The sequence below is a fragment of the Candidatus Eisenbacteria bacterium genome, from assembly GCA_016930695.1.
In the GTDB taxonomy this organism is placed as follows: Bacteria; Orphanbacterota; Orphanbacteria; order Orphanbacterales; family Orphanbacteraceae; genus JAFGGD01.
In genome coordinates this window covers 85,165-110,663 of sequence record JAFGGD010000046.1, presented here as the reverse complement: position 1 = coordinate 110,663, position 25,499 = coordinate 85,165, and the positions used below count along the sequence as shown (strand labels likewise).

Annotated in this window: 14 protein-coding genes; 13 read left to right on the top strand and 1 reads right to left on the bottom strand. The window is 65.1% G+C overall.

Going from position 1 to position 25,499, the window contains the following annotated elements; genetic code table 11:
• Positions 1-35: 35 nt before the first annotated feature.
• Positions 36-1,733, bottom strand: coding sequence for an acetolactate synthase large subunit (locus tag JW958_11630; GenBank protein MBN1826907.1), 1,698 nt, complete (start codon positions 1,731-1,733; stop codon positions 36-38).
• Between the two features lie 384 nt (positions 1,734-2,117).
• Between JW958_11630 and JW958_11625 the strand changes: the two genes are divergently transcribed.
• The 13 genes from JW958_11625 (at position 2,118) to JW958_11565 (ending at position 25,499) form a co-directional block, all read left to right on the top strand.
• Positions 2,118-3,215: a hypothetical protein gene (locus JW958_11625; GenBank protein MBN1826906.1), complete on the top strand. Its 1,098-nt coding sequence runs from the start codon at positions 2,118-2,120 to the stop codon at positions 3,213-3,215.
• Between the two features lie 242 nt (positions 3,216-3,457).
• Positions 3,458-6,787, top strand: coding sequence for a PD40 domain-containing protein (locus JW958_11620; GenBank protein MBN1826905.1), 3,330 nt, complete (start codon positions 3,458-3,460; stop codon positions 6,785-6,787).
• A gap of 81 nt (positions 6,788-6,868) precedes the next feature.
• Positions 6,869-7,771: a GNAT family N-acetyltransferase gene (locus JW958_11615; GenBank protein ID MBN1826904.1), complete on the top strand. Its 903-nt coding sequence runs from the start codon at positions 6,869-6,871 to the stop codon at positions 7,769-7,771.
• Positions 7,772-8,076: 305 nt separating this feature from the next.
• Positions 8,077-9,462, top strand: a complete 1,386-nt coding sequence (locus JW958_11610) for an efflux RND transporter periplasmic adaptor subunit (protein MBN1826903.1) — start codon at positions 8,077-8,079, stop codon at positions 9,460-9,462.
• 1 nt (position 9,463) lies between these two features.
• Positions 9,464-12,793, top strand: a complete 3,330-nt coding sequence (locus JW958_11605) for an efflux RND transporter permease subunit (GenBank protein MBN1826902.1) — start codon at positions 9,464-9,466, stop codon at positions 12,791-12,793.
• A gap of 61 nt (positions 12,794-12,854) precedes the next feature.
• The gene (locus JW958_11600) at positions 12,855-15,974 is read left to right on the top strand and encodes an efflux RND transporter permease subunit (protein MBN1826901.1); all 3,120 of its coding nucleotides are present in this window, start codon (positions 12,855-12,857) and stop codon (positions 15,972-15,974) included.
• A gap of 87 nt (positions 15,975-16,061) precedes the next feature.
• Positions 16,062-17,258, top strand: a complete 1,197-nt coding sequence (locus JW958_11595; GenBank protein MBN1826900.1) for a sensor histidine kinase — start codon at positions 16,062-16,064, stop codon at positions 17,256-17,258.
• Entirely contained in the window at positions 17,255-17,899 is a 645-nt protein-coding gene (locus JW958_11590) for a response regulator transcription factor (protein ID MBN1826899.1), read from the top strand. The genes JW958_11595 and JW958_11590 overlap by 4 nt, the downstream gene beginning before the upstream one ends.
• 191 nt (positions 17,900-18,090) lie before the next feature.
• Entirely contained in the window at positions 18,091-19,302 is a 1,212-nt protein-coding gene (locus JW958_11585; GenBank protein ID MBN1826898.1) for an ammonium transporter, read from the top strand.
• A 115-nt stretch (positions 19,303-19,417) separates the two neighbouring features.
• Positions 19,418-20,419: an outer membrane beta-barrel protein gene (locus tag JW958_11580; GenBank protein MBN1826897.1), complete on the top strand. Its 1,002-nt coding sequence runs from the start codon at positions 19,418-19,420 to the stop codon at positions 20,417-20,419.
• A gap of 132 nt (positions 20,420-20,551) precedes the next feature.
• On the top strand, positions 20,552-21,292 hold the full coding sequence (locus JW958_11575; GenBank protein MBN1826896.1) for a sulfite exporter TauE/SafE family protein: 741 nt from the start codon (positions 20,552-20,554) through the stop codon (positions 21,290-21,292).
• Between the two features lie 438 nt (positions 21,293-21,730).
• Positions 21,731-22,702, top strand: coding sequence for a hypothetical protein (locus tag JW958_11570; GenBank protein ID MBN1826895.1), 972 nt, complete (start codon positions 21,731-21,733; stop codon positions 22,700-22,702).
• Between the two features lie 142 nt (positions 22,703-22,844).
• Entirely contained in the window at positions 22,845-25,499 is a 2,655-nt protein-coding gene (locus JW958_11565) for a T9SS type A sorting domain-containing protein (protein ID MBN1826894.1), read from the top strand.

The window sequence follows — 25,499 nt, the reverse complement described above, 5'->3', positions numbered from 1 at the left end:
GCGGGGCGGCCCGCTTCTGCCCGCGGCGGAATGGGTCAATGGGTGATCAGCCGGCCGAGCCGCTCCGTCAGCCGCCGGTTCTCGGAGTAGTCCACAGGGACGACGACCACGCTCGGCCGCTCCCGCTCGGTGAATGCCTCGCGCATCGCTTCGGAGAAACCCTCGGCCGACTCGACCCGGAAAGCGCGGGCGCCGAAGGCGGCGGCGAGGTTCACCAGGTCCGGGTTCCGGAATCGCACGTGGGAGGAGCGGCCGAAGTGCAGCTCTTGGTTCCACTCGATCAGTCCGTACCCGCCGTCCTCCCAAACCAGGATGACGCAGGGGACGCGATACTGCACCGCCGTGGCCAGCTCCTGCAGGTTCATCATGAAGCCGCCGTCGCCGGAGAGGCCGACCACTTTCTGTTCCGGATAAACCATCTTGGCGCTGATCGCGCCGGGGAGCGCGATCCCCATGGAGGCGAACCCGTTGGAGATGACGCAGGTGTTCGGCGCGTAAACCGGATAGTGGCGGGCGATCCACATCTTGTGGGCGCCCACGTCGGAGATCAGGATGTCCTGCTCGTCCATGAGGAGCCGGAGGTCGCGGAGAATTCTCTGCGGCTTCATCGGAAAACCGTCCGACCGCGCCTTGGCGGCCGCCTCGCGATCGATGTCGTCGTGGGGACAGCAGGCGAGTTCCGGAAATCCGAGTTCGTAGACCAGGTGGTCGCGGATATGAGTGAGCAAGGGATAGTCGAAGCGGACCGAGTCGCCGATCCGCTCGTTGATGCGGGCGAGCGCCGAGGCGATGTCGGAGACGATCTCCACTTCGCATTGGTAGTGGTCGTCCACCTCGGCGGGCTCGAAGTCGATGTGAATGATTTTCTTGTCCAGCCCCCGGTTCCACCGCTCCGGGTGCCACTCGATCATGTCGTAACCGATGCAGATCACCACGTCCGCCTTCTCGAAAGCCTCGGTCACATGGTCCCGTGAGCCGAGTCCGGCGGTGAAGAGCGAATGGGCGTCCCTGTCATCGATCGCCCCTTTACCCATAAATGTGTGCGTCACCATCACGCCGGTGCGTTCGACGAAACGTTTGAGCTGCTTCGAGGCGCGCCGGCGGATGCATCCGTTGCCGGCGAGGACGATCGGCTTCTTCGCCGCCCGGAGGATCTCGACGGTCCGCTCCACCGCCTTTTCGTCCGCCGCGGGCCTTCGAAGCTCCATGGACGGCACCGGCAGGGGGACCGCGTCGGTCTCGCTTCGCGCGATGTCCTCGGGAAGCTCGATGTGCACCGCTCCGGACTTCTCGGTGGTGGCGAGCTTGAATGCCTTGCGAATAACCTCGGGGATGTTCTCCGCCCGGCGCACCGACGTAGACCATTTGGTGATCGGCGCGAAGAGAGCGACGGCGTTCATGTTCTGGTGCGATTCCTTGTGGAGGCGGCGGGTCGGCGCCTGTCCGGTGATCGCCACCACCGGAGACCGGTCGAAGTGGGCGTTCGCCACGCCGGTGACCAGGTTGGTCGCCCCCGGTCCCAGCGTGCCCAGACAGACGCCGGGCTTGCGCGTGAACCGCCCGTACAGATCCGCCTGAAAAGCGGAGCCCTGCTCGTGCCGATTCATGATGAACCGGATCGGCGAGTCGAGGAGGGAGATCATGATGTCCGCGTTCTCCTCGCCCGGGACTCCGAAGATGTACTCCACTCCCTCCTCTTCCAGGGCGCGGAGAAACAGGTCGGATGCCTTCATGAAGCTCCCCCCGGTCCGTGACGGCGGCGGTATCCGCTCGGTTTCGGCGCTCCGCTCCCGGGCGTTCTCTCCGTCCCCGGCGGGCGCGTCTCCGATTCGTCACGAGAAAATCATAATACAAGGAAGGGCGCGATCCAACAGGGCTCTCGCCGAGCGAGTCTTCGTCGCGCATCCGGTCCGGCGAATCGAAAGAGAAGCGCGCGGGTGAATACGAGTTAAACCGAAAGGATACCGTTTGAAAACCTCAACACGGGAAATCTCTTGATTTCATGCTGTTATAGACAGAATTCTGTTGATCAAGGGGGGGGTGTTTCGACTATTCTCGCGGGAGGCGAGCGGAAATGTTTTCCCCCGCTGGTGGGGGAAGGAATGGGGAGGTACCGAATGAAGAGAACCATGTTGGTTTCCGCGATCTTGGCGGCGGTGTTGATCGCGGCGCTGCCGGCGATCGCGTCGGCGGGGAAGGACTGTTCTTTCACCGGCTGGAAGAACGGTTTTCAGATCGTCGATGAAACGGGAAATTACTCTTTCCTCTTCACCGGCGGGATGCAGCAGCGTCTCCAGGTTTACATGCCCGAGGTAGGGGAAGAGAAGCCCGAGCTCAGCGTCGAGAAAGCCAGGATCATCTTCAAAGGTAGCGTGGTCGATCCGCGGCTCAAATATTATTTTCAATATGAACTGTCAAACGCGACCACCACGCAGGTCAAGCTCCTCCACGCCCGACTGGATTACGAGTTCGCCGACGAGTTCCAGCTTCGCGCGGGCCGCCAGAAGACCGGGTATTCCCGCGGCTACCTGACGGGATGGATGAAGAGACTCACGCCGGACGTCAGCATCGTAACGGGTGAGTTCTCCCTCAAGTTCGACACGGGCCTCAAGGCGGTCGGCTCCTTCCAGGATCACCTGGTCGAGTACGAAGTGGGGGCCTGGAACGGGAACGGCGGCAGCGCCAGGGTGAACGACGACACCAACTTCCTCTATGCCGGCAAGGTGCTTCTCCATCCCCTCGGCGCGCTCGCCTGCGACGAGACCGGCCTGGCGAAGCCCGAAGATCCGCTCCTCTCCATCGGCGGCAAGTTCTACCTGAACAAGACCGACGCCACCACCACCGATCCGGTGACGGACATGACCGGTTTCGGCGGCGAGGCGGTCTTCAACTGGCGGAAGGTGATCGCCCAGGCGGAGTACTTCAGCCGGAAGACCGAGCCGGACGGCGGCGCCGAGTCGACGGACAACGGCTTCTACGTCCAGGCCGCCGTTTTCCCGATCCCGACCGCGGAGAAGGTTCAACTCTTCGGCCGCTTCTCCACGATCGATTACGAGGGGGACCCCGAGGACACGGAGATCACCGCCGGCGCCAACTACTACTTCCACAAGAACAACTGGAAGGCGAGCGCCTCTTTCTCCACGGTGACCGAGGACGACGGGCAGAACGAGGTCACCAACGACAAGTTCGTCGTGCAGATGCAGATTTTCCTGTAAGCCGGCGAATCGGCTTGTTCGACATCAAGGGCGTCGCGGGCGAGAAGGCCGCGGCGCCCTTTTTTCACCCGCCGCGCCTCTTTCGCGGACTCGATCGGCCGCCGCATCGTCCCCGGCGGTCCGATCAAAAAAACGGGGATCTTTCTCCGACCGGCTCCGTCTTAATAAGTGATATTGTTCCATGGAAGCCACCGGCGGCCCACCGGATCCTCCCGCGGGAAGGGAAAGGAGAATCAAGAAGGATGAGACACTGGAACACCTTGTTTATTCGTCTGTTCGCGCTATCGGTCGCCCTCTGCGCCTTCGGGGCGGCCGCGCCTTTCGCGGAGGCCCGTTCCGGGTATCTGATGGACCCGGACATCCACGGCGATCGGTTGGTGTTCACCGCGGAAGGAGACCTCTGGACCTGCACATCTTATGGAGAGCAGGTGCGGAGGATCACCACCCACGTGGGATCGGAGGTCTTTCCGCGTTTCTCGCCCGACGGGAAGTGGATCGCCTTCACCGGATCCTATGACGGCAACACGGACGTGTTCGTCATCCCCGCCGACGGCGGCGAGCCGCGGCGGCTCACCTGGAGCCCCTTCATCGACCTGGTCGTCGACTGGTCTCCCGACGGCAAGAGCGTCTTCTTCATCAGCAACAGGAACACGCTGATGAGGACGGCCGCCCTCTGGTCCGTCCCCGTCGCCGGCGGCGATCCCCAAGAGGTCCCCATCGGATACGTGCATGATTTCTCCGTCGATCCGTTGACCGGGCGGTACGCATTCACGCGGCTCCGCGGCGGCGGCACCTGGAAGCGGTACCGCGGCGGCACGGCGCCCGAGATCTGGGTCGGCGATCCGGAGAGGTCGGATTACAGGAATGTGACCGGTTTCGACGGGATCGACCATAACCCGATGTGGCACGGCGGGAGGATCTGGTTCCTCCGCGACCAGGGCGGGACGATGAACATCTGGTCCATGCGTCCCGACGGGAGCGAGCTCAAGAGACACACCGATTACGGCAAATGGGATATCCGGCACGCCGCCATGGGGCCGGAGGGGAAGATCGTCTTCACCGCCGCCGGCGATATCCACCTCTTCGATACGGCGAAGGGGACCGACGAGGTGATCCCCATCGATATCCCCAGCGAGCGGCTTCGCACCCGCGTTCGCTATCCCGACCCGGGGCGCTATGTGTCCTCCTTCGCCCTTTCGCCGGACGGTGAACGGGTGGCGGTGGTCGCCCGCGGTGAAATCTTTTCCATTCCCGTCGAGAAGGGGATCACCCTTCCCCTCACCCGGGGGAGCGGCGCCCGCGAGCGTTGGATCGACTTCGATCCGAAGGGGAAGCGCGTCCTGTACGTCTCCGACGACAAGGGGGAGGAGCGCATGGTGAGCGCCGACGCCTGGGGTCGCGGAGAGGAGAAGGAGATCGCCGTTCCCGTGGAGAGCAACTGGCTCTTTCCGCCGATCTATTCGCCGGACGGGAAGTGGATCGCCTTCGCCGATCAGACCCAGAGCCTGAGGGTCGTGCCCGCCGACGGCGGTGAGGCGCAATTGGTGGACCGCGGGACGATCGACGAGATCCGCGAGTACGCCTGGAGCCCCGACGGCCGCTGGCTCGCCTACGCCAAGAACCATGAAACGGAATTCTCCTCCATCTTCATTTACGACACGAAGGATCGGAAGACCCGCCGGGTCACGAGCGAGCTGGCCGACGATTACTCCCCCTCCTGGGATCCGGACGGCCGCTATCTCTACTTCCTGAGCCAGCGGGCGGTGCAGCCCTTCCAGGGGATGCGCGATTACGAGACGGTCACCCTCTACCCGTCTCTCGTCTACGCGATCCTGCTCCGGCCGGACGTGGAGAATCCCTTCCTCGAGATGGAAGGGCTCCCCCCGGGCGACGAAGAGGATGACAAAGCGGAGAAGGACGAGAAGAAGAAGGACGACGACGAGGAGAAGGGCGGGGAGGACGAAGCCGTCGAGCCGGTGGAAATCGACTTCACCGGAATCGAGGAAAGGACCCTGGAGCTTCCCGTCGACCCGGGCCGCTACTACAACCTCCAGGCGACGACGGACAAGGTCTTCTTCGAGTCTTGGCCCCACTTCGACCGCACCGGCGAGTTCCGGAAAGGGAAGCGCTCCGCCGAGCTGATGGCCTTCGATTGGGAGGAGAAGGAGGCGGAGAAGTTCCTCGGCGGCGTCACCCACTTCGAGCTGAACCCGAAGGCGGGGAAGATGGTGGTCGCCAAGGGGGAAGGGGACCTGTACGTGATCGGCGCCTCCTCGAAGCCCGGTGACGATCTCTCCGACGCCGCCGTCTCCTTCGAGAACGTGCATATCGAGCTGGACCCGCTCGACGAGTGGCGCCAGATCTACTACGAAGGCTGGCGGATGATGCGGGACTTCTACTGGGACGAGGGAATGCACGGCGTCGATTGGAAGGCGGTGGGCGACCAGTACGCCGCGCTCCTGCCGCGGATCTCCACGCGCGAGGAACTGCAGGATCTGATGAAAGAGGTGATCGGCGAACTCTGCAACTCCCATACGTACATCTGGGGGGGCGATTCGGGCGTGAAGGTTCCGAGCCGTTCCAACGGCGACCTGGGCGCCGTGCTGGTACGCGAGGGGAGTGCCTACCGCGTGCAGCGGATCTACCGCGCCTCGATGGTCGATCGGATCCGTTCGCCCCTCGACGAGCCGGGCGTGAACGTGAAGGAGGGTGAATACATCCTCGCCGTGAATCGGCTTCCTTTCCCGGCGGATCGTCCCTTCGAGGCGAGCCTGGAGGAACTGGCCGGCAAGAAGGTGCTCCTCACCGTGAACGACCGCAACGATCCGAAAGGGGCCCGCGAGATCGTGATCGAGCCGATGGATAGCGGGGACGCTTTCCGGCTCCATTATCACGATTGGGTGCGCCGCAACCGGGAGTACGTGGCGGAGAAGTCGGGCGGAAAGATCGCCTACGTCCACATCCCGGACATGGGAGGCTGGGGACTTTCGGAATTCGACAAATGGTTCTACCCGCAGCTCGACAAGGAAGGGATGGTCGTCGATTTCCGGTGGAACGGCGGCGGCAACGTCTCGCAGATGATCGTGAGCCGCCTGCTTCGGAAACCGATCATGTGGGGCCGCTCCCGCGGCGGCGGTGTCTCGAGCTACCCGGACAAGCTGCTGAACGGTCCCTTCGTGGCGCTCACGAACGAGTTCGCCGGATCGGACGGCGACATCGGACCGAACGCGATCCAACTCACCGGCGCCGCGCCGGTGATCGGCAAGCGCTCCTGGGGCGGCGTGGTCGGCATCCGCGGCGACAAGCCTTTCGTGGACGGCGGGATGGAAACGCAGCCCGAGTACGCCCACTGGGACCGGGTCCGCGGCTGGGGGATGGAAAACCGCGGCGTCGATCCGGATATCGAGGTGGAGAACCTGCCCCAGGATCTCGGCCGCGGCGTGGACGCTCAACTCGATCGCGCGATTCAGGAGGTGCTCCGCCTGCACGCCGAGCATCCGCCGGTGAAGCCCGAGTTCGGGCCCGCCCCCGACTACAGCCGTGAAGCCTTCCGCAAGGAGCTGAACCGGTAATGCGATTCGCGGGAGGGCGGCGGTCCCCGCGGCCGCCGCCCCCCTTCTCCTTTCCCGATGGAGCGTTTGCAGGAGAGACGCATGCCCCCCGTCGAAATTCGATATCGAAAGTGCCGGAAGAAGGACCTGCTCGCCGCCACCCGCCTGATCCTGTCCACCGCGAACGATCTGCGGGTCCGGACCGGTAAAGAGGTGATGCTGAGCCGCGTCACCGGGCCGTCCCCTCTCATCCGGCACGTGTTCGAAACCGATCCGGACAAGATGGTCTGCGCCTGGGCCGGCTCGCGATTGGTCGGTTTCGCCGGCGCGCTGCAGCGCGGCCGCCAGTGGTATCTGGCCTGGCTTTTCGTCCATCCCCGCTACCAGGACCGCGGCGTCGGCGGCCGGTTGCTCCGGAAGGTGTGGCGCGACGGCCCGGGCATGGTCCACTCTCTCGGCACCTTCACGTACAACATGCAGGCGGTCGGGCTCTACAGCAGCTTCGGCATGATCCCGAAGGAGCTGATCACACTGATGGAGGGTCGCCGGGAGAAGATACGCCTCCCCGAACCGGCCGGCCTGGAGAGGGTTCTCGACCTCCGAGAAGAAGACTTCGCCTGGATTCACCGCCTGGAAAAGAGGATCCGCGGCTTCGCCCGGCCGGAGGAGTGGGACTTCTGGCGCGGCGAGGGGGGCGGGCGAATCGTCCTCTTCCGGCGCGGGGGGCGCCGAGTCGCCTACGGCATGCTGGATGAAAGGGGCTTTCTCGCCCCCGTCGGCGCGGCGGATCCGTCGGACCTGATCCCGGCGGCGGCGGAGACGGCGCGTTTCGCCCTGGAAGAGGGGCGGGACGGGATTCTCGTCTTCTGCCCGAACAAAAATGGAGAGATGTACCGGTTTTTCCTCGGCGCCGGTTTTCGGAACAGGGAGATGCTCCTCTTTCAGTCCGACCGATCCTACGCCGACATGAGCCGCTACCTGCCGGCCACCCTCGCGTTCTTCTAGCCCGGGCCGCGTCGGAAGATTCCGTCACGGGCCCTTCCCGCGCGCGGGGGAGCCACTTTCCTTCATCGCTTCTCGAGCCCGCCCCCTCGTTTGAAGAGAAGGGGCCGGTAATCGGTATTCGACGCGGCACCGGCATCGGCGCCGGTCCTCATCGACCGGAGGAAGCCGAAATCTGAAACGTTCCGCCGGGAATGGTCGTCTCAAAGAGAGGAAGAGGGACCCCCGGTCTCATGGAACCGAATCACCGCAGGGACCGTATTCTTTCCGGACTCGGCAAATCATCTCCTTCGCCGTGGAGGCTTTTCATGCAAACCCATAGGCCCACTCCCCCCCGGCCGGGAAACCAGCCACGCCGCCGCCCGGACGCTGTTCGTGGGGCGGCGCGAGCCGGCTCTCTCCGATCCCTCGGGTACCGGGAATGCTTCCTTTGGATTTCTTCGATTCTGGTACTCGCGCTCCTCCTTCTCGCCCTCGGGTCGGGATGCGGACGATCCGAGGAGCCCCGCGTCGCCCAGGCGGCGGTGGAAGCGACGGGAGACAGCGCGGCGGCGATTTCGGCGCCGGACTCGGCTTCGGCGCCGGACAGCGCCGCAACGGACAGCCTCGCCGCCCCCGCGGACCGGGGCGGTTTCCTCAGCCGGATCTTCAATAGGAACAAGGAGAAGCCCGAGGAGGAGAAGGAGGAGGCGGTTCCGGTCGAGCTGGTCGCGGCGGAGACGCGGGACCTCCCGTCATACATCGGCGCCACCGCGACGTTGGAGCCGGAGAAGCAGGCGGACGTTCTCGCCAAGATCGACGGGACGATCCGGAAGATCCTGGTGGAAGAGGGGGACTTGGTCCGGGAAGGGCAGATCCTCGCCGTGCTCGACGGCGCGGTCCAGCGAGTGGCGCTCGAGGAGGCGGACGCCCGGGCGCGCGCCTTCCGCGGGGACCTGGAGCGGGCCGAGGCGCTGCACCGTCAGGAGTTCACCAGCGACAAGGACCTCCACGACGCCCGCAGCCAGTTCGAACAGGCGGATGCCCAGAGAAAGGCGGCCGAATTGCGGCTCTCCTATACCGAGATCCGGGCCCCCTTCTCCGGCCAAATCGCGGCGCGCCTCGTCGATCCGGGGCGGACCGTCGCCGTCGGCGCGGCGCTCTTCACGCTCGTGGACACCGAGCCGCTCCTCGCCTGCGTCTATCTCCCCGAAGCGGTGGCGGTCCGACTCTCGCCGGGCCAGAGGGTGATGGTCCGTTCGGACAGGGACGGCGGGGAAGAGGTGGAGGGGGAAGTGGTCCGCGTCGCCCCGGTGGTGGACAGCCGCACCGGCACGATCAAGGTGACCTGCATCGTGAGGGAGCGAAAGGGCTCGCTGCGGCCCGGCTCCTTCGTTCGCGTGAAGGTGGAGACGGACGTTCACGAGGGGGTGCTCGTCATCCCCAAGAGGGCGCTCGTCCCCGAGGGATCGGAGAGCTACGTTTTCCGCGCCGTGGGCGATTCGGTCGTGAAGATCCCCATCATCGCCGCCGGCGGAAACGACACGCTGGTGGAGGTTTCCGGAGGGCTCGAACCGGGCGACCGCGTGGTGAGCGTCGGCCAGGGCGCCCTCAAGAGCGGGTCCAAGATCCGCGAAGTGAAACGGCACGAGGAACAATCCGATTCGGAGGAGGAGGCGGAGACGGCCGACACGACGAGCCGCTTCGACAAGTAATATGCGAATCGTCGAAGGCTCGATGAAACGGCCGGTCACCGTTACGATGGTCACGCTGGCGGCGGTGCTCTTCGGGGCCGTCGCTCTTTCCCGCCTCCCCCTGAACCTGCTCCCGGAGATCTCCTATCCCACACTCACCGTTCGCACCCTCTACCCGGACTCGGCGCCGGCCGAGGTGGAGAAGCTGGTCACCGAGCCGCTGGAGGAAGCGGTCTCGGTGGTGCGGGGCCTCCGCAACCTGCGCTCCGTGTCGCGGCCCGGCGTATCGGAGATCACCCTCGAGTTCGCCTGGAAGACCAACATGGACTACGCGGCGCTCGACGTGCGCGAGAAGATCGACCTGGTCGACCTCCCCGAGGACGTCGAGCTTCCCGTCCTTCTCCGTTACGACCCCTCACTCGATCCGATTCTCCGCATCGGGCTCCACGGCGAGAAAGACCTGGTGACGCTCCGTTATCTGGCGGATCGGGTCTTGAAGAAGGACCTGGAATCGCTCGAGGGGGTCGCCTCCGTGCGCGTGCGCGGCGGGCTGGAGGAGGAGATCCACGTGGAGGTGGACGAGGCGAAGCTGGCCACCCTCGGCATCCCCATTTCCACCGTCGGTCTCTTCCTGGAGGGACAGAACCTCAACGCCGCCGGAGGGCAGCTCCGGGACCGCGAGGCGGAGTTCCTGGTCCGGACGGTGAACGAGTTCGTGGACATGGACGAGATCGGCCGCTCGATTCTTTACGAGGAAGAGGGGCGGCGGGTTCTTCTCGAGGACGTGGCCTCCATAGTCCGCGGGTATAAAGAACGGGAGATGATCGCCCGGGTGCAGGGGGAAGAGGCGGTGGAACTCGCCGTCTATAAGGAAGGGAACGCCAACACGGTGCAGGTGGCCCGGAGCGTAAAAAGGCGCCTGGCGGCGCTCGCCGGGAACCTCCCGGATGGAGTCGATGCGCGCGTTCTTTTCGACCAGTCGACCTTCATCGAATCGTCCATCGGCGAGGTGCGTTCCAACGCGTTGATCGGCGGCATGCTCGCCGTGATCATCCTCTTCCTCTTTCTGCGGGATCGGCGGAGCACGGGGATCATCGCGCTGGTCATTCCCCTCTCCGTGCTCGGCACGTTCTTCGTGATGCAACAGCTCGACGTGTCGCTCAACATCATGTCCCTGGGCGGTCTCGCTCTCGGCGTGGGGATGCTGGTGGACAACGCCATCGTGGTGCTGGAGGCGGTGAGCCGGCACCGTTCCCTGGGCCTCTCCGTCTGGGATGCGACCCTGGAGGGGGCGTCGGAGGTTTCACGGGCGGTGACCGCGTCCACGCTCACCACGGTGGCGGTTTTCGTGCCGATCGTATTTGTCGAGGGGATCGCCGGACAGATCTTCCGTGATCAGGCTCTCACCGTCGCTTCGTCGCTGCTGGTGTCGCTCGCCGCGGCGCTGACGCTGATTCCGGTGTTGTCGAGCCTGGGGGGGCGCGCCGCCGAGTCCGCTTCGGTCGGGCGGGCGACCGCGGCGATCGGCGCCGGCGCGCAAGTGAGGGCCGCGGAGAGCTCCCCCTCGCGGGCGGCCCGTTTCTTCCGCACCGCCGCCCGCCCCTTCCGGCCGTTGGGGCGCGGTCTCCGTTTCGTCTTCCGCTATCCCGGGCGTTTCCTCTTTCTGCCGATTCTCCGGGGGATTCGCTTCCTTCTGGTTTGGATCGGGCGCGCCCTGGTGGTTCTGCTCCCGGGCCTGGCGATTCTGGCCTTCCGTTACGTCTTCCGATATATAAGCGCCGCTCTCGGCATTCTCTTCCGCCCGGTGCGGCGGGTTTTCGATTCGGCCTGGGGCCGTCTCGAATGGGTTTACCCGCGGATTCTCGAGGGGGCGCTCGCACACCGGTGGCGCTCGCTGGCGGTCGCGGGGGCGCTCACGGTCTCGGCGGCGCTGCTCATCCCGCGTCTCGGCGTGGAGCTGGTTCCCCCATTCTCCCAAGGGGAGTTCAGCTTCGAGCTGGAGATGCCCCCCGGCACGCCGCTCGACGTGAGCGAGAGACTCGTCCGGGGGATCGAGGCGGATCTGGTCGGCGATCGACGGATCCACTCGCTCTTCACGACCGTCGGCGAGAGCCCGGAGCTGGGGAGCGCGACGGCGGAACGCAGGGAAAACGTGGCGCGCCTCAACGTGGCGATCGAAAACCCGGGGGATCACCGCCGGGAAGAGGCCGTGATCGAGACGGTGCGTCGCCGGCTCGACCGGGAGCCTTCCGTCGACTACACTTTCCGGCGGCCCACTTATTTCAGTTTTAAAACTCCCATCGAGGTGCACGCCTTCGGGTACGATCTGGACGAGTTGGCCCGCTACTCGGACATGTTGACCGCCCGGCTTCGCGAAGTGGAAGGACTCCGGGACGTGAGGAACAGCCTGGAGGAGGGGAGCCCGGAGGTGCAGATCTCCTTCCGGCGGGACCGGATGGCGGCGCTCGGTCTCGATCTGGAAACCGTTTCCCGTACGCTTCGCCACAAGATCCGCGGCGAGGTGGCGACCCGCCTCAAGGAGCGGGATCGACAGATCGACATTCTGGTGCGGAACGCCAACGCCGAGGAAATCCGCGTGGATCAGGTGGCGGGGCTCGTGGTGAACCAGGTGGACGGGATCCCGATCCCTCTCTCGTCGGTGGCGGACGTGGCGATCGGGCGCGGCCCGGCCCAGATCACGCGGGTCGGTCAGGCCCGCGCCGCGGTCATCCAGGCGAACCTGGTGGACCGGGACCTGGGTAGCGCCGGCGAGGAGATCGAGGCTCTGCTGCTCCGCACGCCCGCCCCCCCCATGTTCTCCGCCGTGCTGAGCGGTCAGAACCGGGAGGTGGCCACCTCGTTCCGCAGCCTGGCGCTGGCGGCGTTCCTCGCCGTCTTCATGGTCTATCTGGTCATGGCGAGCCAGTTCGAGTCGTTTCTGCACCCGCTGGTGATCCTCGTCACCGTCCCCCTCGGCATCGTGGGAGTGGTTTTCGCCCTCGCCCTGACGGGGACGGCGGTGAGCGTGGTCGTGCTGATCGGCGTGGTGATGCTCACCGGCATCGTGGTGAACAACGCCATCGTCCTGATCGACTTCATCAACCAGCGCCGCCGCGCCGGCATGGCGAAGATCGACGCGATTCTGGAGGGGGCGCGGGCGCGGCTCCGTCCGATTTTCATGACCACGTTGACCACGGTGCTCGCGCTCCTGCCGATGGCCCTCGGCCTCGGCCAGGGGGCCGAACTCCGTGCGCCGATGGCGATTGCCGTGATCGGCGGGCTCACCCTCGGCACCCTGCTCACCCTGGTGGTGATCCCGGTGGTCTACGCCACCCTCGACCGCAAGCCGTAGTATGGATTATGCGCGAAGGAATAATCTTGCGCATGCTCCGGACTAAGGGGACGGACAAACGATGAAGCTCTCGGACCACGCGCTCCGCCGGCCGGTGACGGTCATCGTGGCCACCGCGGCGCTTCTCGTTCTCGGCGCCGTCTCCCTCTCCCGCCTCAAGCTGGACATGTTTCCCAATCTCGACGCCCCCTTCCTCGGCGTCTACATCCCGTATCCGAACGGCGTCCCCACGCAGATGGAGAAGGAAATCGCTCGTCCCCTGGAGGAAGTGCTCGCCACCCTCGGGGACCTGCGCGAGATCCGCTCCTATTCGGAGGAGGACTTCGTCTGGGTGGCGGTGGAGTTCGAGTTCGGCCGCAACGTGGACGTGCTCCGCATGGACGTGAGGGAGAAGATCGAGCAGGTCCGGCCCCTCCTCCCCGAGGACATCCGGGACATCTTCATTCTCACCTTCAACACCAACGACATCCCGGTGATGGTCGGCCGGATCAGCTCCAAGGGGGAGGATCTCTCCGGCTCCTACGATCTATTGGAACACCGCGTGATCAACCGGCTCCGCCGCACCGAGGGGGTGGGCCAGGTGGAGGTCGACGGGATCGCGCCGAAGAGCATCCGGATCTATCTGATGCTGGACAAGATCGTGGAGCACGCCGTCGACGTGGAGAGGCTCTTCCGCGACCTGAACGGGAACAACCTGGACCTTTCGGTGGGGCGGGTCGTGGACGGCCGGCGGGAACTCACCGTGCGCGCCCTCGGCCAGTTCCGCGAGTTCGACGAGATCGGCGAGATGCCGGTGAACGACGCGGGTGTCCGCCTCGCCGACGTGGCGGAAATCGATTACGGCGAGCCGGCGCCGCATTGGTACAGGCACATCAACGGTGAGCCGGCGATCGCTTTCGAGATCAAGAAGGCTTCCGGCGCCAACATCGTCGAGCTTTCCCGGCGCGTGAGGGAAGAGCTGGACCGCATCGACAAGGACCCGGCGTTGGAAGGCGTCGACGTGGTCCTCTTCTTCGATCAGGCGGAGCAGATCAAAAACTCGCTGAACAGCCTTTTCCAGTCGGGGCTCATCGGATCGATCCTGGCGGTGGCGGTGCTCTTCGTCTTCCTCCGGCGGCTCCGTCCCACGCTGATCGTCAGCATCGCCATCCCCTTCTGCGTGATCGCCACCTGCGTCTATCTCTATCTGTCGGGGCGGACGCTGAACGTGCTCACCATGATGGGGCTCATGCTCGCCGTGGGGATGCTGGTGGACAACGCCATCGTGGTCCTCGAGTCGGTGTTCCGCCGCCAGGAAAAGGGGGAGACCCCCGCCGAGGCCGCCGCCGGCGGCGCCCGTGAGGTGGCGATGGCGGTCACCGCGTCCACCCTCACCTCCGTCATCGTTTTCGCGCCGATCATCCTGTCCAAGGGGAGCATGCTCACGGTTTGGCTTTCATCGGTGGGGATCACCATCTCGGTCACCCTCGTCTTTTCGCTCTTCATCTGTCTCACCCTGGTGCCCGTCATGGCGGCGCGAACCACCTTCGGCGGCGCGCAGCGGGAATTCCGTTTTCTCGCCCGCCTCCGGGAGCGTTACATGCGCATGCTCCGCTGGACCGTCACGGAGCACCCGAAGCGGACCGGCCTCGTTTTCGTTCCCCTCTTTCTGTTGGTGACCATCGGCGCGATCAAGGCGACCGGATTCGCCCCCGAGGAGATGGACGGAAAGGGGGTCAAGCAGGAGGAGCTTTACTTCAACGTGGAGTTCACCGACAACACGAACATCTACGGCGTCCACGACAAGGTCCTCGCGATCGAGGAATTTCTCGTGCCGCGCCGGGATTCGCTGAACATCGAATCCGTTTACGTCTATTACCGAGACAACCAGGCCGGATTCGGGCTCTATTTCCCGAAAGACTACACCCCGACCGAGGAAAAGCTGCGGGATCTGCGGCAGTATCTCCGGGAAAACCTCCCCGAGCTGGCCGGGACGCGGTACCGTTTCGGCACCGACGAGGACGTCGGCGGAGGCGCGCGGGGCGTTTCGGTCACCCTCTTCGGCGAGGACACGGACCTGCTCCGTGAGCTGTCGGAGGAGGCGGCGCGCCGAATCGGCATGTTGCCGGGTGTCACGGAAACGCGAACCGGCGTCGAGGAGGGACGGGACGAGGTGCGGGTGGTGCTCGATCGGGACCGGGGAGGCCGTTTCGGAATCAGCCCGGCCACGCTGGCGCAGATCCTGGGGCTCACCTTCCGGGGGGTGCCTCTCAGGGATTTCCAGGGGCGGGACCGGGAGATCGAGATGGATATCGTGCTCGAGCCGTCGGACCGCCGCAACATCGACAACCTCGCCAAGCTTCCGATCACCTACCGGGAAGGGCGGCCGATCCTGCTCGGCCAGGTGGCGCGTTTCGAGTTCGGTAAGAGTCCGGCCCGCATTTACCGGGAACGGCAGAAGACGGCGCTCACGGTGACCGGCGTCTACGAGGGGGAGGATTTCGGGGAGATCACCGGCCGGGTGGAGCAGCTGATGAACGGCATGGATCTCCCCTCCGGGTACCAGTGGTCCTTCGGGCGTGAACTACAGGAGGCGCGGGCCGAGCAGAACGAAATGATGGTGAACATCCTGATCGCGCTCTGTTGCGTCTATCTGCTCATGGCGGCGCTTTTCGAGTCTTTCCTCCATCCTTTGGTGATCATGCTCTGCATTCCCTTCGCCGCGCTCGGCGTCGTCTGGACGATGATGCTGACGGCGACCCCCTTCAACCTGCTCGCCATGATCGGCGTGGTGATTCTGATCGGCGTGGTCGTCAACAACGGCATCGTCCTCATCGACCACGTGAACGGCCTCCGCCGGAGCGGTCTTCCCCGGGAAGCGGCGATTCTCGAGGGGTGCCGGGACCGGTTCCGGCCGATCCTGATGACCGCGTCCACCACCATACTCGGCCTCACGCCCCTCGCTCTCGGCAAGGCGGACATCACCGGCGGCTACTATTTCCCGCTCGCCCGGGCGGTGATGGGCGGCCTCGCCGCCAGCACGATCCTCACGCTGGTCGTGCTCCCCACCTTCTACGTTCTCGCCGAGGGCGCCGCCGCCTACCTGCGGCGGACCGTCGCCTGGGGGATGGGCCGGAGCCCTCTCCCCTGGCGGGAGGCGAAGCGGCCCGGCCAGGCGATGGGGGGAGGCGCGCCGGAATAGCGCGGGGAACCGTGCTTGCGCCGCCGCCGCCGCGCCCGTTAGAATCGATGCGATGAAACCCGCGCGAATCCGCCGGCCGGACCGGCCATGAAGAACGAAATCCTCCATCGCCTGAACGAACGCGTCAAGGAGCTGACCCTCCTTCACCGCGCCGCGCGTGTTCTCCAGGACGACGACAAGCCGGTCGACGCGGTGTTGCGGGAGATCCTCCGCTTGCTTCCTCCGGCTTGGCAGTATCCGGAGGTGACGGAGGCGCGTCTCCGCTTCGGCGATCGGGAGATCACCACCCCCGGTTTTCGCGAAACCCCTTATGCGCAGACCGCCGATTTCGTCGTCCGCGGCGGCGGGCGGGGACGGGTGGAGGTGGTCTACCGCGAGGAGCGCCCACCGGCGGACGAGGGGCCCTTTCTGAAGGAAGAGAGGGATCTCATCGGTTCGCTGGCGGAGATGCTGCGCGTCCACTTCCAGCGGCGGGCGGCGGACGACGCGCTCCGGGCGGCCCACGACGACCTGGAACGGCAGGTGAGGGAAAGGACCGCCGAGCTGGAGAGAGTGGTCGGGGCGCTCCGCGCGGAGATCGACGGGCATCGGGCGACTCGGGAGAAGGTGGAGGCGCACCGGCGGCAGCTGCGGCGGCTCGCGTCGGAACTGGTCCTCGCCGAGGAGAGGGAGCGCCGCGCCATAGCAGCGGACCTGCACGATCATGTCGGTCAGGCGCTCGCGTTCATCCGCATGCGCGTGAACGAATTTCAGGGGGACGCGGTCTTTTGCGGGTTTGAGCGTTCCTTGGCGGAGATCGTCACTCTTCTCGACCAGACCATCCGCTACACACGCACGCTGACCGGCGAGATCAGCCCGCCGGTGCTGCATCAGTTCGGGCTCGACGCCGCGCTGGAGTGGCTCGCCGGGTGGTTCCGCGAGAAGAGGGGCCTGCCGGTGGAGGTCCGTTCCGCCGGCTCTTTCGAGGGGCTTTCGGAGGAGATGCGGATCATGCTCTTCAAGTCGGTCCGTGAGCTGCTCTTCAACGTGCGGAAGCACGCGGCCGCCGAACGTGTGGAGGTGGAAGTGCGCGGCGAGGGGGAGCGCGTGACGATCCTCGTCCGTGACGACGGCCGCGGCTTCGATCCTTCGCGCTCCGGCTCGAGCGACGGCTTCGGTCTCTTCAGCATTCGCGAAAGGATGAGCCAACTCGGCGGCCGCCTGGAGGTGAACTCCGACCTGGGCGCCGGAACCGTCGTGCGTCTCGAAGCGCCGCTTCGCGGCCGGGGAGGGGGCGGCGAATGAGAATTCTCATCGCCGACGACCACAAGATTTTTCGCGACGGGCTCCGCCACCTGTTGGACGGGTGCCCCGGATTCCGCGTGGTCGCCGAGGCGGAGGACGGGGCAGCCGCGGTCCGTCTCGCCCGGGAACATGCCCCGGATTTGGTGGTGATGGACATCTCCATGCCGTGCATGAACGGCATCGACGCCACGGCGCGGATCGTGGAGGAGATCCCATCGGTTCGGGTGATCGTCCTTTCCATGCACGACGACAGGCGCTTCGTGGTCGAGGCGCTGAAGGCGGGCGCACTCGGTTACCTTCTCAAGGAATCCGCCTTCGAGGATCTGCTCCTCGCCATCGAAGCGGCGCGCGAGAGCCGGGTCTTCCTCAGCCCGCGGCTCGCGGAGTCCGCGCTTCGCGACTACATCCGCATCGCAGGTTCGGGGGAGGAATCCGCCTTCGCCGTGCTGAGCGGTCGGGAAAGGGAGGTCCTGCAATTGATCGCCGAGGGATCGGCGACCAAGGAGATCGCCGCGCGCCTGCACGTGAGCGTCAAGACGATAGAAACCCACCGCGGCCGGATCATGGAGAAGCTCCACCTCCGAAGCGTGGCCGAGCTAACGAAGTACGCCATCCGCGAGGGACTCACAACGCTGGAGTGATTCCGCCGGCGCCCGCGCGGACCCTCCAGCCGTGCCGCCCCGTTTCCCCACCGGTCCACGCTCCCCGGCTAAGGGATTTCGAACCCCGGAAACCGGTTTCCCCTGATTGCCCCCGCCATCTTCCGGACGGGAAAATCCGTCTATGGGCGAGAACCGTCCGCGGCACGATTTTGTAACGGGAGGGAAAAGGAATGTTCAACACCGGAAACACAGGATTCATGCTCGTGGCGACCAGCTTGGTCATGCTCATGACGCCTGGCCTGGCGTTCTTCTACGGCGGGCTGGTCGGCCGCCGCAACGTTCTCTCCATCATGATCCAGAGCTTCGTTTCACTTGGCGTCACGACGATTCTCTGGTACGCCGTCGGTTTCTCGCTCTGCTTCAGCGGCGGCGAAGGGGGGATCATCGGCAACCTGGACATGGCCTTTCTCCGCGGTATCGATCCGACCACTCCCTTCGGCGCCGGCCAGATTCCGATGTTCGTCTTCATCGCCTACCAAATGATGTTCGCCATCATCACGCCGGCACTCATCACCGGCGCCTTTTCCAACCGCGTCCGCTTCTCCGCCTATCTGATCTTCCTCGTGCTCTGGCTGCTCTGCGTCTACTTCCCCTTCGTGCACATGGTTTGGGGGGGCGGCCTGCTCGCGAAAATCGGCGTGCTCGATTTCGCCGGCGGAATCGTGGTCCACAACATCGCGGGGATGGCGGCACTCGCATCGATCCTCTACGTCGGGCGGCGCCGGATCAAGGACAGCGTCCCCCACAGCATTCCTCTGGTGGCGCTCGGCACCGGTCTTCTCTGGTTTGGTTGGTACGGGTTCAACGCCGGAAGCGAGCTTCAGGTGGACGCGATCACCTGCCTCGCCTTTCTGAACACCGACATCGCCGCCTCCTTCGCGGCGATCTCCTGGCTCGTCATCGCCTGGTCCCTCGAGAAGAAGCCGAAGTTCGTCGGCCTCTTGACCGGCGCCGTCGCCGGTCTCGCCACGATCACTCCCGCCGCGGGTTTCATTTCCCCGGGTTATGCCGCGGTTATCGGCGTGATCGCCGGTTTGGTCTGTTACGGCGCCGTCGGTTTAAAGAACCGTCTCGGTTGGGACGACGCGCTGGACGTCTGGGGAGTTCACGGAGTGGGCGGCGCCCTGGGTATCATCTTGCTCGGCCTATTCGGTTCCACCGCGGTGAACGCCGCCGGCGCCGATGGGCTCATCTACGGCGGCGCCGCCTTCTTCGGGAAACAGGTCGGCGCGGTGGTGGGATCCTCGGTGTATGCCTTCGCCTTTACCTATGTGATGCTCTGGTTGATCAACAAGGTCACGCGGGTCAGGACGAGCGAAATCGAGGAGGGGACTCTGGACGAGTCGCTGCACGGTGAGAAAGCCTACTACGAGGAGCTCTAGCCGGAGAATGGACGCTTGCCGCTCGGCTCCCGATTTTCCAGGATTCGCGTGGAGCGGTAACGGTCCGTTCCGCCGCGCGATCGGGCGCGCGAAGCAAAACAGGGAGGGGAATGAGATGATTCGACGATCGCTCGGAGCGGCGGGATCCGTTGTTTTCGTCGTCGCGGTTCTCGCGGGATCGGTTCGGGCCGGGGAGGAAACGACGATCAGCGGTTTCGTCGACGCCAGCTACTTCGGCAACGTGGACACCAAGGAGGAGACCTTCGGTCTCGACCAGGTCGAGGTGGACGTGGAGAGGGTCTTCGGGGAGAACGGAACGCTCCATGCGGACCTGGAATGGGTGAAGAACGGAGACGATTGGACGCTCGCCGCGGAACAGGGCTATCTCACCTACCGGCCGGATGGTGCGGAGCGCCTCGCCTTTACTCTCGGTAAGTTTAACGCGCCCATCGGTTTCGAGCTTCTCGACGCGCCGGATATTTACCAGTATTCCCACGCCCTCGTTTTCATTTATGCGCTGCCGACCAATCTGACGGGCGCCATGGTGAACGCCGATCTGGCCGAGGGTTTCGATCTCGCCGCCTATCTGGTCAATGGGTGGGACAACAACCAGGAGTCCAACGGGGTGAAAACCTTTGGCGGGCGTCTCGGCTACATGCCCGGCGAAGTCGTCGCCGCGGGGCTCTCGGCGATCCGCGGATCGGAAGGGGCGGACCAGCAGGACATGCGCACCGTCGTCGATCTCGACCTGACCGTGAAGCCGCGGAAAGACTTGTTTTTCGGCGGCGAGTTCAATTACGGAAAGGTCGAGGCGGGCGGCAATGAGGCGACCTGGACCGGATGCCTCGCCATGGCCCACTACGACATCACCGGCCGGATCGGACTGACCGGGCGTTTCGATTATTTGGACGACCCCGACACCTACGTCTTCGGGGGCGCCGCGGGGGAGACCCGCACCGCCTTCACCATCGCCCCCACTTTTACCCTCGGCGACGGCATGGGCGCGCTCATCGAGGTTCGCGTCGATCAGTCGAGCGAGGACGTTTTCATCGACGGGGACGGCGAGACGGACGGATCGGAGACGACCGTCGCCTTCGAGATGACCTACACCTTCTGATCGGCCCGCCGGGAGGGGGCGCGTCGGCCGGGCGCGCCCCTCTTCTCTTTCCCCGCGTGAGTCCGGAGCCTCCGGTCTGTATACTGCGGGGGATCGGCCCGCGCTCCGGGCGGGGAAGGAGAGGATCGAGTCGTGGAATGGTGGCACATCCCCGCGTTGCTGGCGGGCGGTTTCCTCTGCGGGATCATCAACGCCGCCGCCGGCGGCGGCAGCTTCATCACGCTCCCGATCCTCCTTCTCTACGGCCTGCCGCCCCAGATCGCGAACGCCACCAACCGGGTGGCGATCACCGTGCAGACCTTCGCCGGCGTCGCCACCTACCACGTCCACGGGGTTCGCCCCTGGCGCGCCCTTCCGCCGATCGCCCTCGTCACCGCCCTCGGCGCCTTCGGCGGCGCCTGGCTCGCCGCGACCGTGGACGAGACGCTCTTCCGCCGCGCCGCGGCGATCCTCTTCGCCGTCATGCTCACCACGGTCTTCATCAACCCGAGGAAGTGGGCGGGGACCGGCGCGAACGCCCGCATTCGCCCGGCGCTCTATCCGATCTTCTTCCTGATGGGGATCTACGGCGGCTTTCTACAGGCGGGGGTGGGCGTACTCCTGATCAGCACTTTCGTGCTCCTCGGCGGTTACGACGTGGTGCGCGGAAACGCCCTTAAATTTTCCCTCGCCTTCGTCTTTACCGGTGTCTCCCTGGTCGCCTTCGCCGGTTTCGGGCAGGTGCGATGGGGGGTGGGACTGATTCTCGCCATCGGCACCGCCCTGGGCGGGATCATCGGCGCCCGCCTGGTGATGCTGAAAGGGGCGACCTGGGTGCGGGCGTTGGTGGTGGTGGCGGCCGTGGCGGCGATCGTGAAGCTCCTCACCGGATAGGGGGCGGACGGTGGCGCGGTTCCCCCGTTGGTGCATCGGTCCCCGGGCGGTGATCCCCGGTCTCTCCTGGCTCTGGGGCGCCCCCCGCCTTGCCCGTCACCGGCCGAAGAATCGGCGAGACCTACCGGGAATACCGACGGCGGCCCCCGGCCCCGGATCCCCCGATTCGGCCGTTGCCTTCTGTCTTCCTAACTTCAATTAATGCAAGGGTCTTCGCGCAGACTCCGCGCGCGATCGGCGATCTTGACATTCTGAAACGGCTTGACTTCGGGCTCCCGGGGTGATATGCTACCTCCGTCGTAAAAGACCCGACGGCCTCCCGAATCGATCATCTTAGGGTTGCCGACTATCGACGGACTTAAGGCGGTCCGTCGTGTTGGCGGGTGCCCGTTGGGTTCCAACGTAGATTCTGTCCAGAAACGGACAAGGGGGAAGAGAATGAAAAAAGCTACTATCCTGCGGTGGGCACTCCCGCTCGCCGTGCTCGCCCTTTTCGCCGGCGCCGCCTCGGCGCAGCTCGTCCTCTGGGAGGAGGACTTCTGCTCCGTGAGTGACTGGTCGGGTTTCCAGGCGAGCCTTGTCACCGACGGATTCCTCGGAACCGTTACCGCCGACGTCGACTACGGGAAGGTGGAGCCGAACGCTTGGACCACCGCCGAATTCGGCTGCGGACCGCACTCCGATTCGCTTTACGTGAGTTGCACCGCCGTGACGGGGCGTTTCCACGTGCGGATCATGGAGGAGGTACCGCCCTACTCCGAGATCAATCTTCTCACCGCGGACGCGCCCGGTGATTACGCCGTGGACGTGAGCGACATCACCGGCTGGACCGGCCAGAAGTCCTTCAAGGTGGTGATCTGGGTGGAGTGGGCGACCCCCGCGTCGGCCACCTTCGACCATATCAGCCTGGTCAACACCGACGGCTGGGCGGACGACTTCGAGCCGATCGCCGTCGGCTGGCGGGACGAGGACACCAATCCGGGTTACAACGCCTACATCAATGACCTCGCCGGTCCCTACGCGATCGTCCAGGAGGCGGCTGGCGTGGATTACGGCAAGGTGCTCTCGCCGGTGCTCACCATCGACGTGGACGCCGCGCCGACGCTGACCGTCGTCTGCGTCTCCGACGAGCTCAACTCCAACTTCGTCATCGCGATCCAGGAGGAAGAGGGCGCGTACCAGTACTTCGAGCTCGGCCGCGGCTACGAGGCGGGCATCTTCGTTTACGACTACCAGGCGATCACCGGTTGGAACGGGGAGCACAGCTTCTCGATTCAGCTCGGCGTCGAGTCGCAGGACCTGGACGGATGGGCGATCTTCGACTCGGTCATTTTGGATTGTTCCGACGCTCCGCCGCCGGTCTCCACCGAGGACACCAGCTGGGGCCAGGTGAAACAGCTATTCCGTTAGCGTTCCGATCACGGCCCGTTCCGCGGACCGTGTTTGCGGGATCTTAGTCGGAGTCGGAGAGGAGCCTCGCAAAGGCTCCTTTCCGCTATCCCCCCGGTCGGGCGAAAGGAAAAGACAACTCGAAAGCAGCCGAGGGTACATCGTGAGAGAACGGACGCATCCGATCATCTCGAGGACCGCGCTCGCCATCTGTTTCGCCATTCCGATCCTGTTCGGCGCGGCCGGAACCGCCGGGGCGGCGGTTTACTTCCAGGTCTCGCCGGACACCCTTGTTCTGGGGAACGACGGTTGGTATGAGATCGGCTTTCGCGCGGACGACGGAGGAATCGCGTACCTCCGGGACAAGACCACCGGGGAGGACGTATCGCCGGGGAACGCCTACGGCGACCTCTGGAGGATCCAGTACGCCGCCTCGGGCCTCGTGCAGAGTTCCTCCTTCAGTGGCGGCTCATCGGTGCTCGCCTTCTCCTATGATTGGAATCCCGCGGACACCGTTCTCACCTTCGTTTACGAGAAGGATCTCTCCGGCGACCGGCTGGAGGTGACCGTCACGATCCGCGCCTCCGAGGAGAACCGTTCGGATTGGGACATCCACGTCGAAAACCACACAGACGACGAAGTACTGAAGGTCTACTTCCCCGGTCAGATCTCCTTCCGCCAGGACGACGTGGAGCGGTTCTACTTCCCCTATTACGAGGGGGTCGCCTTCAATCGCTCCTTTTTCCAGGAGTACCGGAGCACCTACCAAACCTACCAACACGTCTTCATGGATTTCGGCGCGCTCCAGTCCGTGAACGGGAATTGGGCGCTTTACACGCTTCCGGACGACGACTTCCGGCCGGCCAATCTGGGGCTCAGTTTCAGCGGCTGGAACGGCGGCGTGAGCGTGTACCACCACATGTTCTATGCCTACCTCCAGGAGAACGGCGAGTGGAAGGGGCCGACGCTCCGCCTGCGGATCGGCGAGGGGATCGAGGAAGTCCTCGAGGACGTGCGCACCGACAGGGGCTGGGACGCGACGCCGGATCTCGAGACGAGGGCGGGCGATCTCTACAACGGGATCCGGCAGGGGGTGCTCGTCAAGTTCGACTGCCAACACGTGAACGACTGGGGCTGGGCGCAGCCGGGCGAGACCTTCGCCTGGGTGGACAGCGTCGCGGGCCGGCTCTCCTCGAACGCGATCGTCCATCTCGTCTCCTTCTGGCCGGAGGGGTTCGACAACAACTACCCCGACTACGTCCCGCCCAACGAGGATTACGGCACGGAGGCGGAGTTCCTGGCGATCTTCGACAATTCCCACAACCGCAAGCAGCTCGTCATGCCCTATACCAATCCGACCTGGTGGGACGACGAGTCGCCCACTTTCGATTCTCTCGGCATGGAGGTGACCGTCCGGGATCTCTCGGGCAATCCGGTCTATGAATGCTACGGCGCGAACTGCGGCTACATCGTCTCGCCGGCGCACCAGGCGGTGAAGGACCGTGTCTACATGACCGCGGAGGAGTTCACCGACGTCTTCCCCGCCGACCTTCTCTTCGAGGACCAGGTGGCGGACCGCCCCTGGCTTTACGACACCAATCCCTCCGAGACGGACTACCTCTCCTACACGGACCATCTGATCGACAACGCGCGCCGGAGCGCCCGGGACATCGGGCTCGCGACGGAGGGGATGCTGGACGCCCTGATGGGATCGGAGCTCCTCTTTTTCGATTCCGTTCTGCTCGACAAGAAGGCGGGATGGGTTTCCGCCTGGGGCAACGACAACTGGTCCGTCTATCCGCTCACCATGCGGCTGGCGCACGATAAAATGGGCTTCTACCAACACAACCTCGCCGTGGAGGTGATGACCCACGACAAGGAGAAGCTCACCTACAATCTCGCCTACGGGTTCGGACTCAACTTCGATATGACCGGCCAGCCGGGAATGATCGACAACGAGTGGCTGGAGATCGACGAAGTGTTCCAGAGAACCGTCGCGGCGCGTTGCACCGGAAAGCGGATGACCGAGTTCGAATACCTCGATCCGGGGGAGACCGTTAGCCGGAGCGTTTTCGAGGACGTGACGGTGATCGGCAATCACGGGACCTCGTCCTACGATTGGGGGGAGCACCAGATCGCTCCGCAAGGTTTCTACGCCTTCAGCGACGCCGGCGATCTCGAGGCGGGCGTTTTCACCCGGTGGAAAGGGGCCGATCTGAGCGGCGAACATTTCCTCGCGGTGGAACGGTTCAAGGCGAACCGTGTCCGTATGGAGCATCCCTCCGGCGGAGACGGCGTGTTCAAGGAGGATCGTCCGGCGAACTGGGTCGTCTCGAGCCAGATCCATGTGATCGCCGTCACCGAGGACGGGGGGTGGGTCGATCTCAGCAACGATCCGAGCACGGTCGTGCGCCCCTCCTTCATCAAGTTCCCCTTCCGGAGCGAGGAGGAGGGCGAACCGGTGCGGGAGATCCTGCTGTCCTACGGAGGACTTCCGGAACATGATCCGCAGACCGGAGTGGCGGATTCCGCCCCGCCGAAACGGCTCTCCCTGGCCGCGGCGCCGAACCCGTTCAATCCGGAGACGCGCGTCGCCTATGAGTTGCCGCGGCGAACGACGGTCCGCCTGACGGTGCACGACGTGACGGGGCGGAGCGTCCGCGTCCTCGTCGCCGGCCGCGTCGAGGAGGCGGGCCGGCGGATCGCGGTCTGGGACGGGCGGGACAACGCCGGCCGGCCGGCCGCTTCGGGCGCCTACTTCCTGCGGCTTCGCGCCGGAGAGGAGACGCTCACCCGCAAGGTCGTTCTGGTTCGCTGA

What these genes read in the sequence shown, in the direction of transcription:
- JW958_11630 (MBN1826907.1), bottom strand. Translation starts at nt 1,733, where the DNA reads ATGAAGGCATCCGACCTGTTTCTCCGCGCCCTGGAAGAGGAGGGAGTG.
- JW958_11625 (MBN1826906.1), top strand. Translation starts at nt 2,118, where the DNA reads ATGAAGAGAACCATGTTGGTTTCCGCGATCTTGGCGGCGGTGTTGATC.
- JW958_11620 (MBN1826905.1), top strand. Translation starts at nt 3,458, where the DNA reads ATGAGACACTGGAACACCTTGTTTATTCGTCTGTTCGCGCTATCGGTC.
- JW958_11615 (MBN1826904.1), top strand. Translation starts at nt 6,869, where the DNA reads ATGCCCCCCGTCGAAATTCGATATCGAAAGTGCCGGAAGAAGGACCTG.
- JW958_11610 (MBN1826903.1), top strand. Translation starts at nt 8,077, where the DNA reads ATGCAAACCCATAGGCCCACTCCCCCCCGGCCGGGAAACCAGCCACGC.
- JW958_11605 (MBN1826902.1), top strand. Translation starts at nt 9,464, where the DNA reads ATGCGAATCGTCGAAGGCTCGATGAAACGGCCGGTCACCGTTACGATG.
- JW958_11600 (MBN1826901.1), top strand. Translation starts at nt 12,855, where the DNA reads ATGAAGCTCTCGGACCACGCGCTCCGCCGGCCGGTGACGGTCATCGTG.
- JW958_11595 (MBN1826900.1), top strand. Translation starts at nt 16,062, where the DNA reads ATGAAGAACGAAATCCTCCATCGCCTGAACGAACGCGTCAAGGAGCTG.
- JW958_11590 (MBN1826899.1), top strand. Translation starts at nt 17,255, where the DNA reads ATGAGAATTCTCATCGCCGACGACCACAAGATTTTTCGCGACGGGCTC.
- JW958_11585 (MBN1826898.1), top strand. Translation starts at nt 18,091, where the DNA reads ATGTTCAACACCGGAAACACAGGATTCATGCTCGTGGCGACCAGCTTG.
- JW958_11580 (MBN1826897.1), top strand. Translation starts at nt 19,418, where the DNA reads ATGATTCGACGATCGCTCGGAGCGGCGGGATCCGTTGTTTTCGTCGTC.
- JW958_11570 (MBN1826895.1), top strand. Translation starts at nt 21,731, where the DNA reads ATGAAAAAAGCTACTATCCTGCGGTGGGCACTCCCGCTCGCCGTGCTC.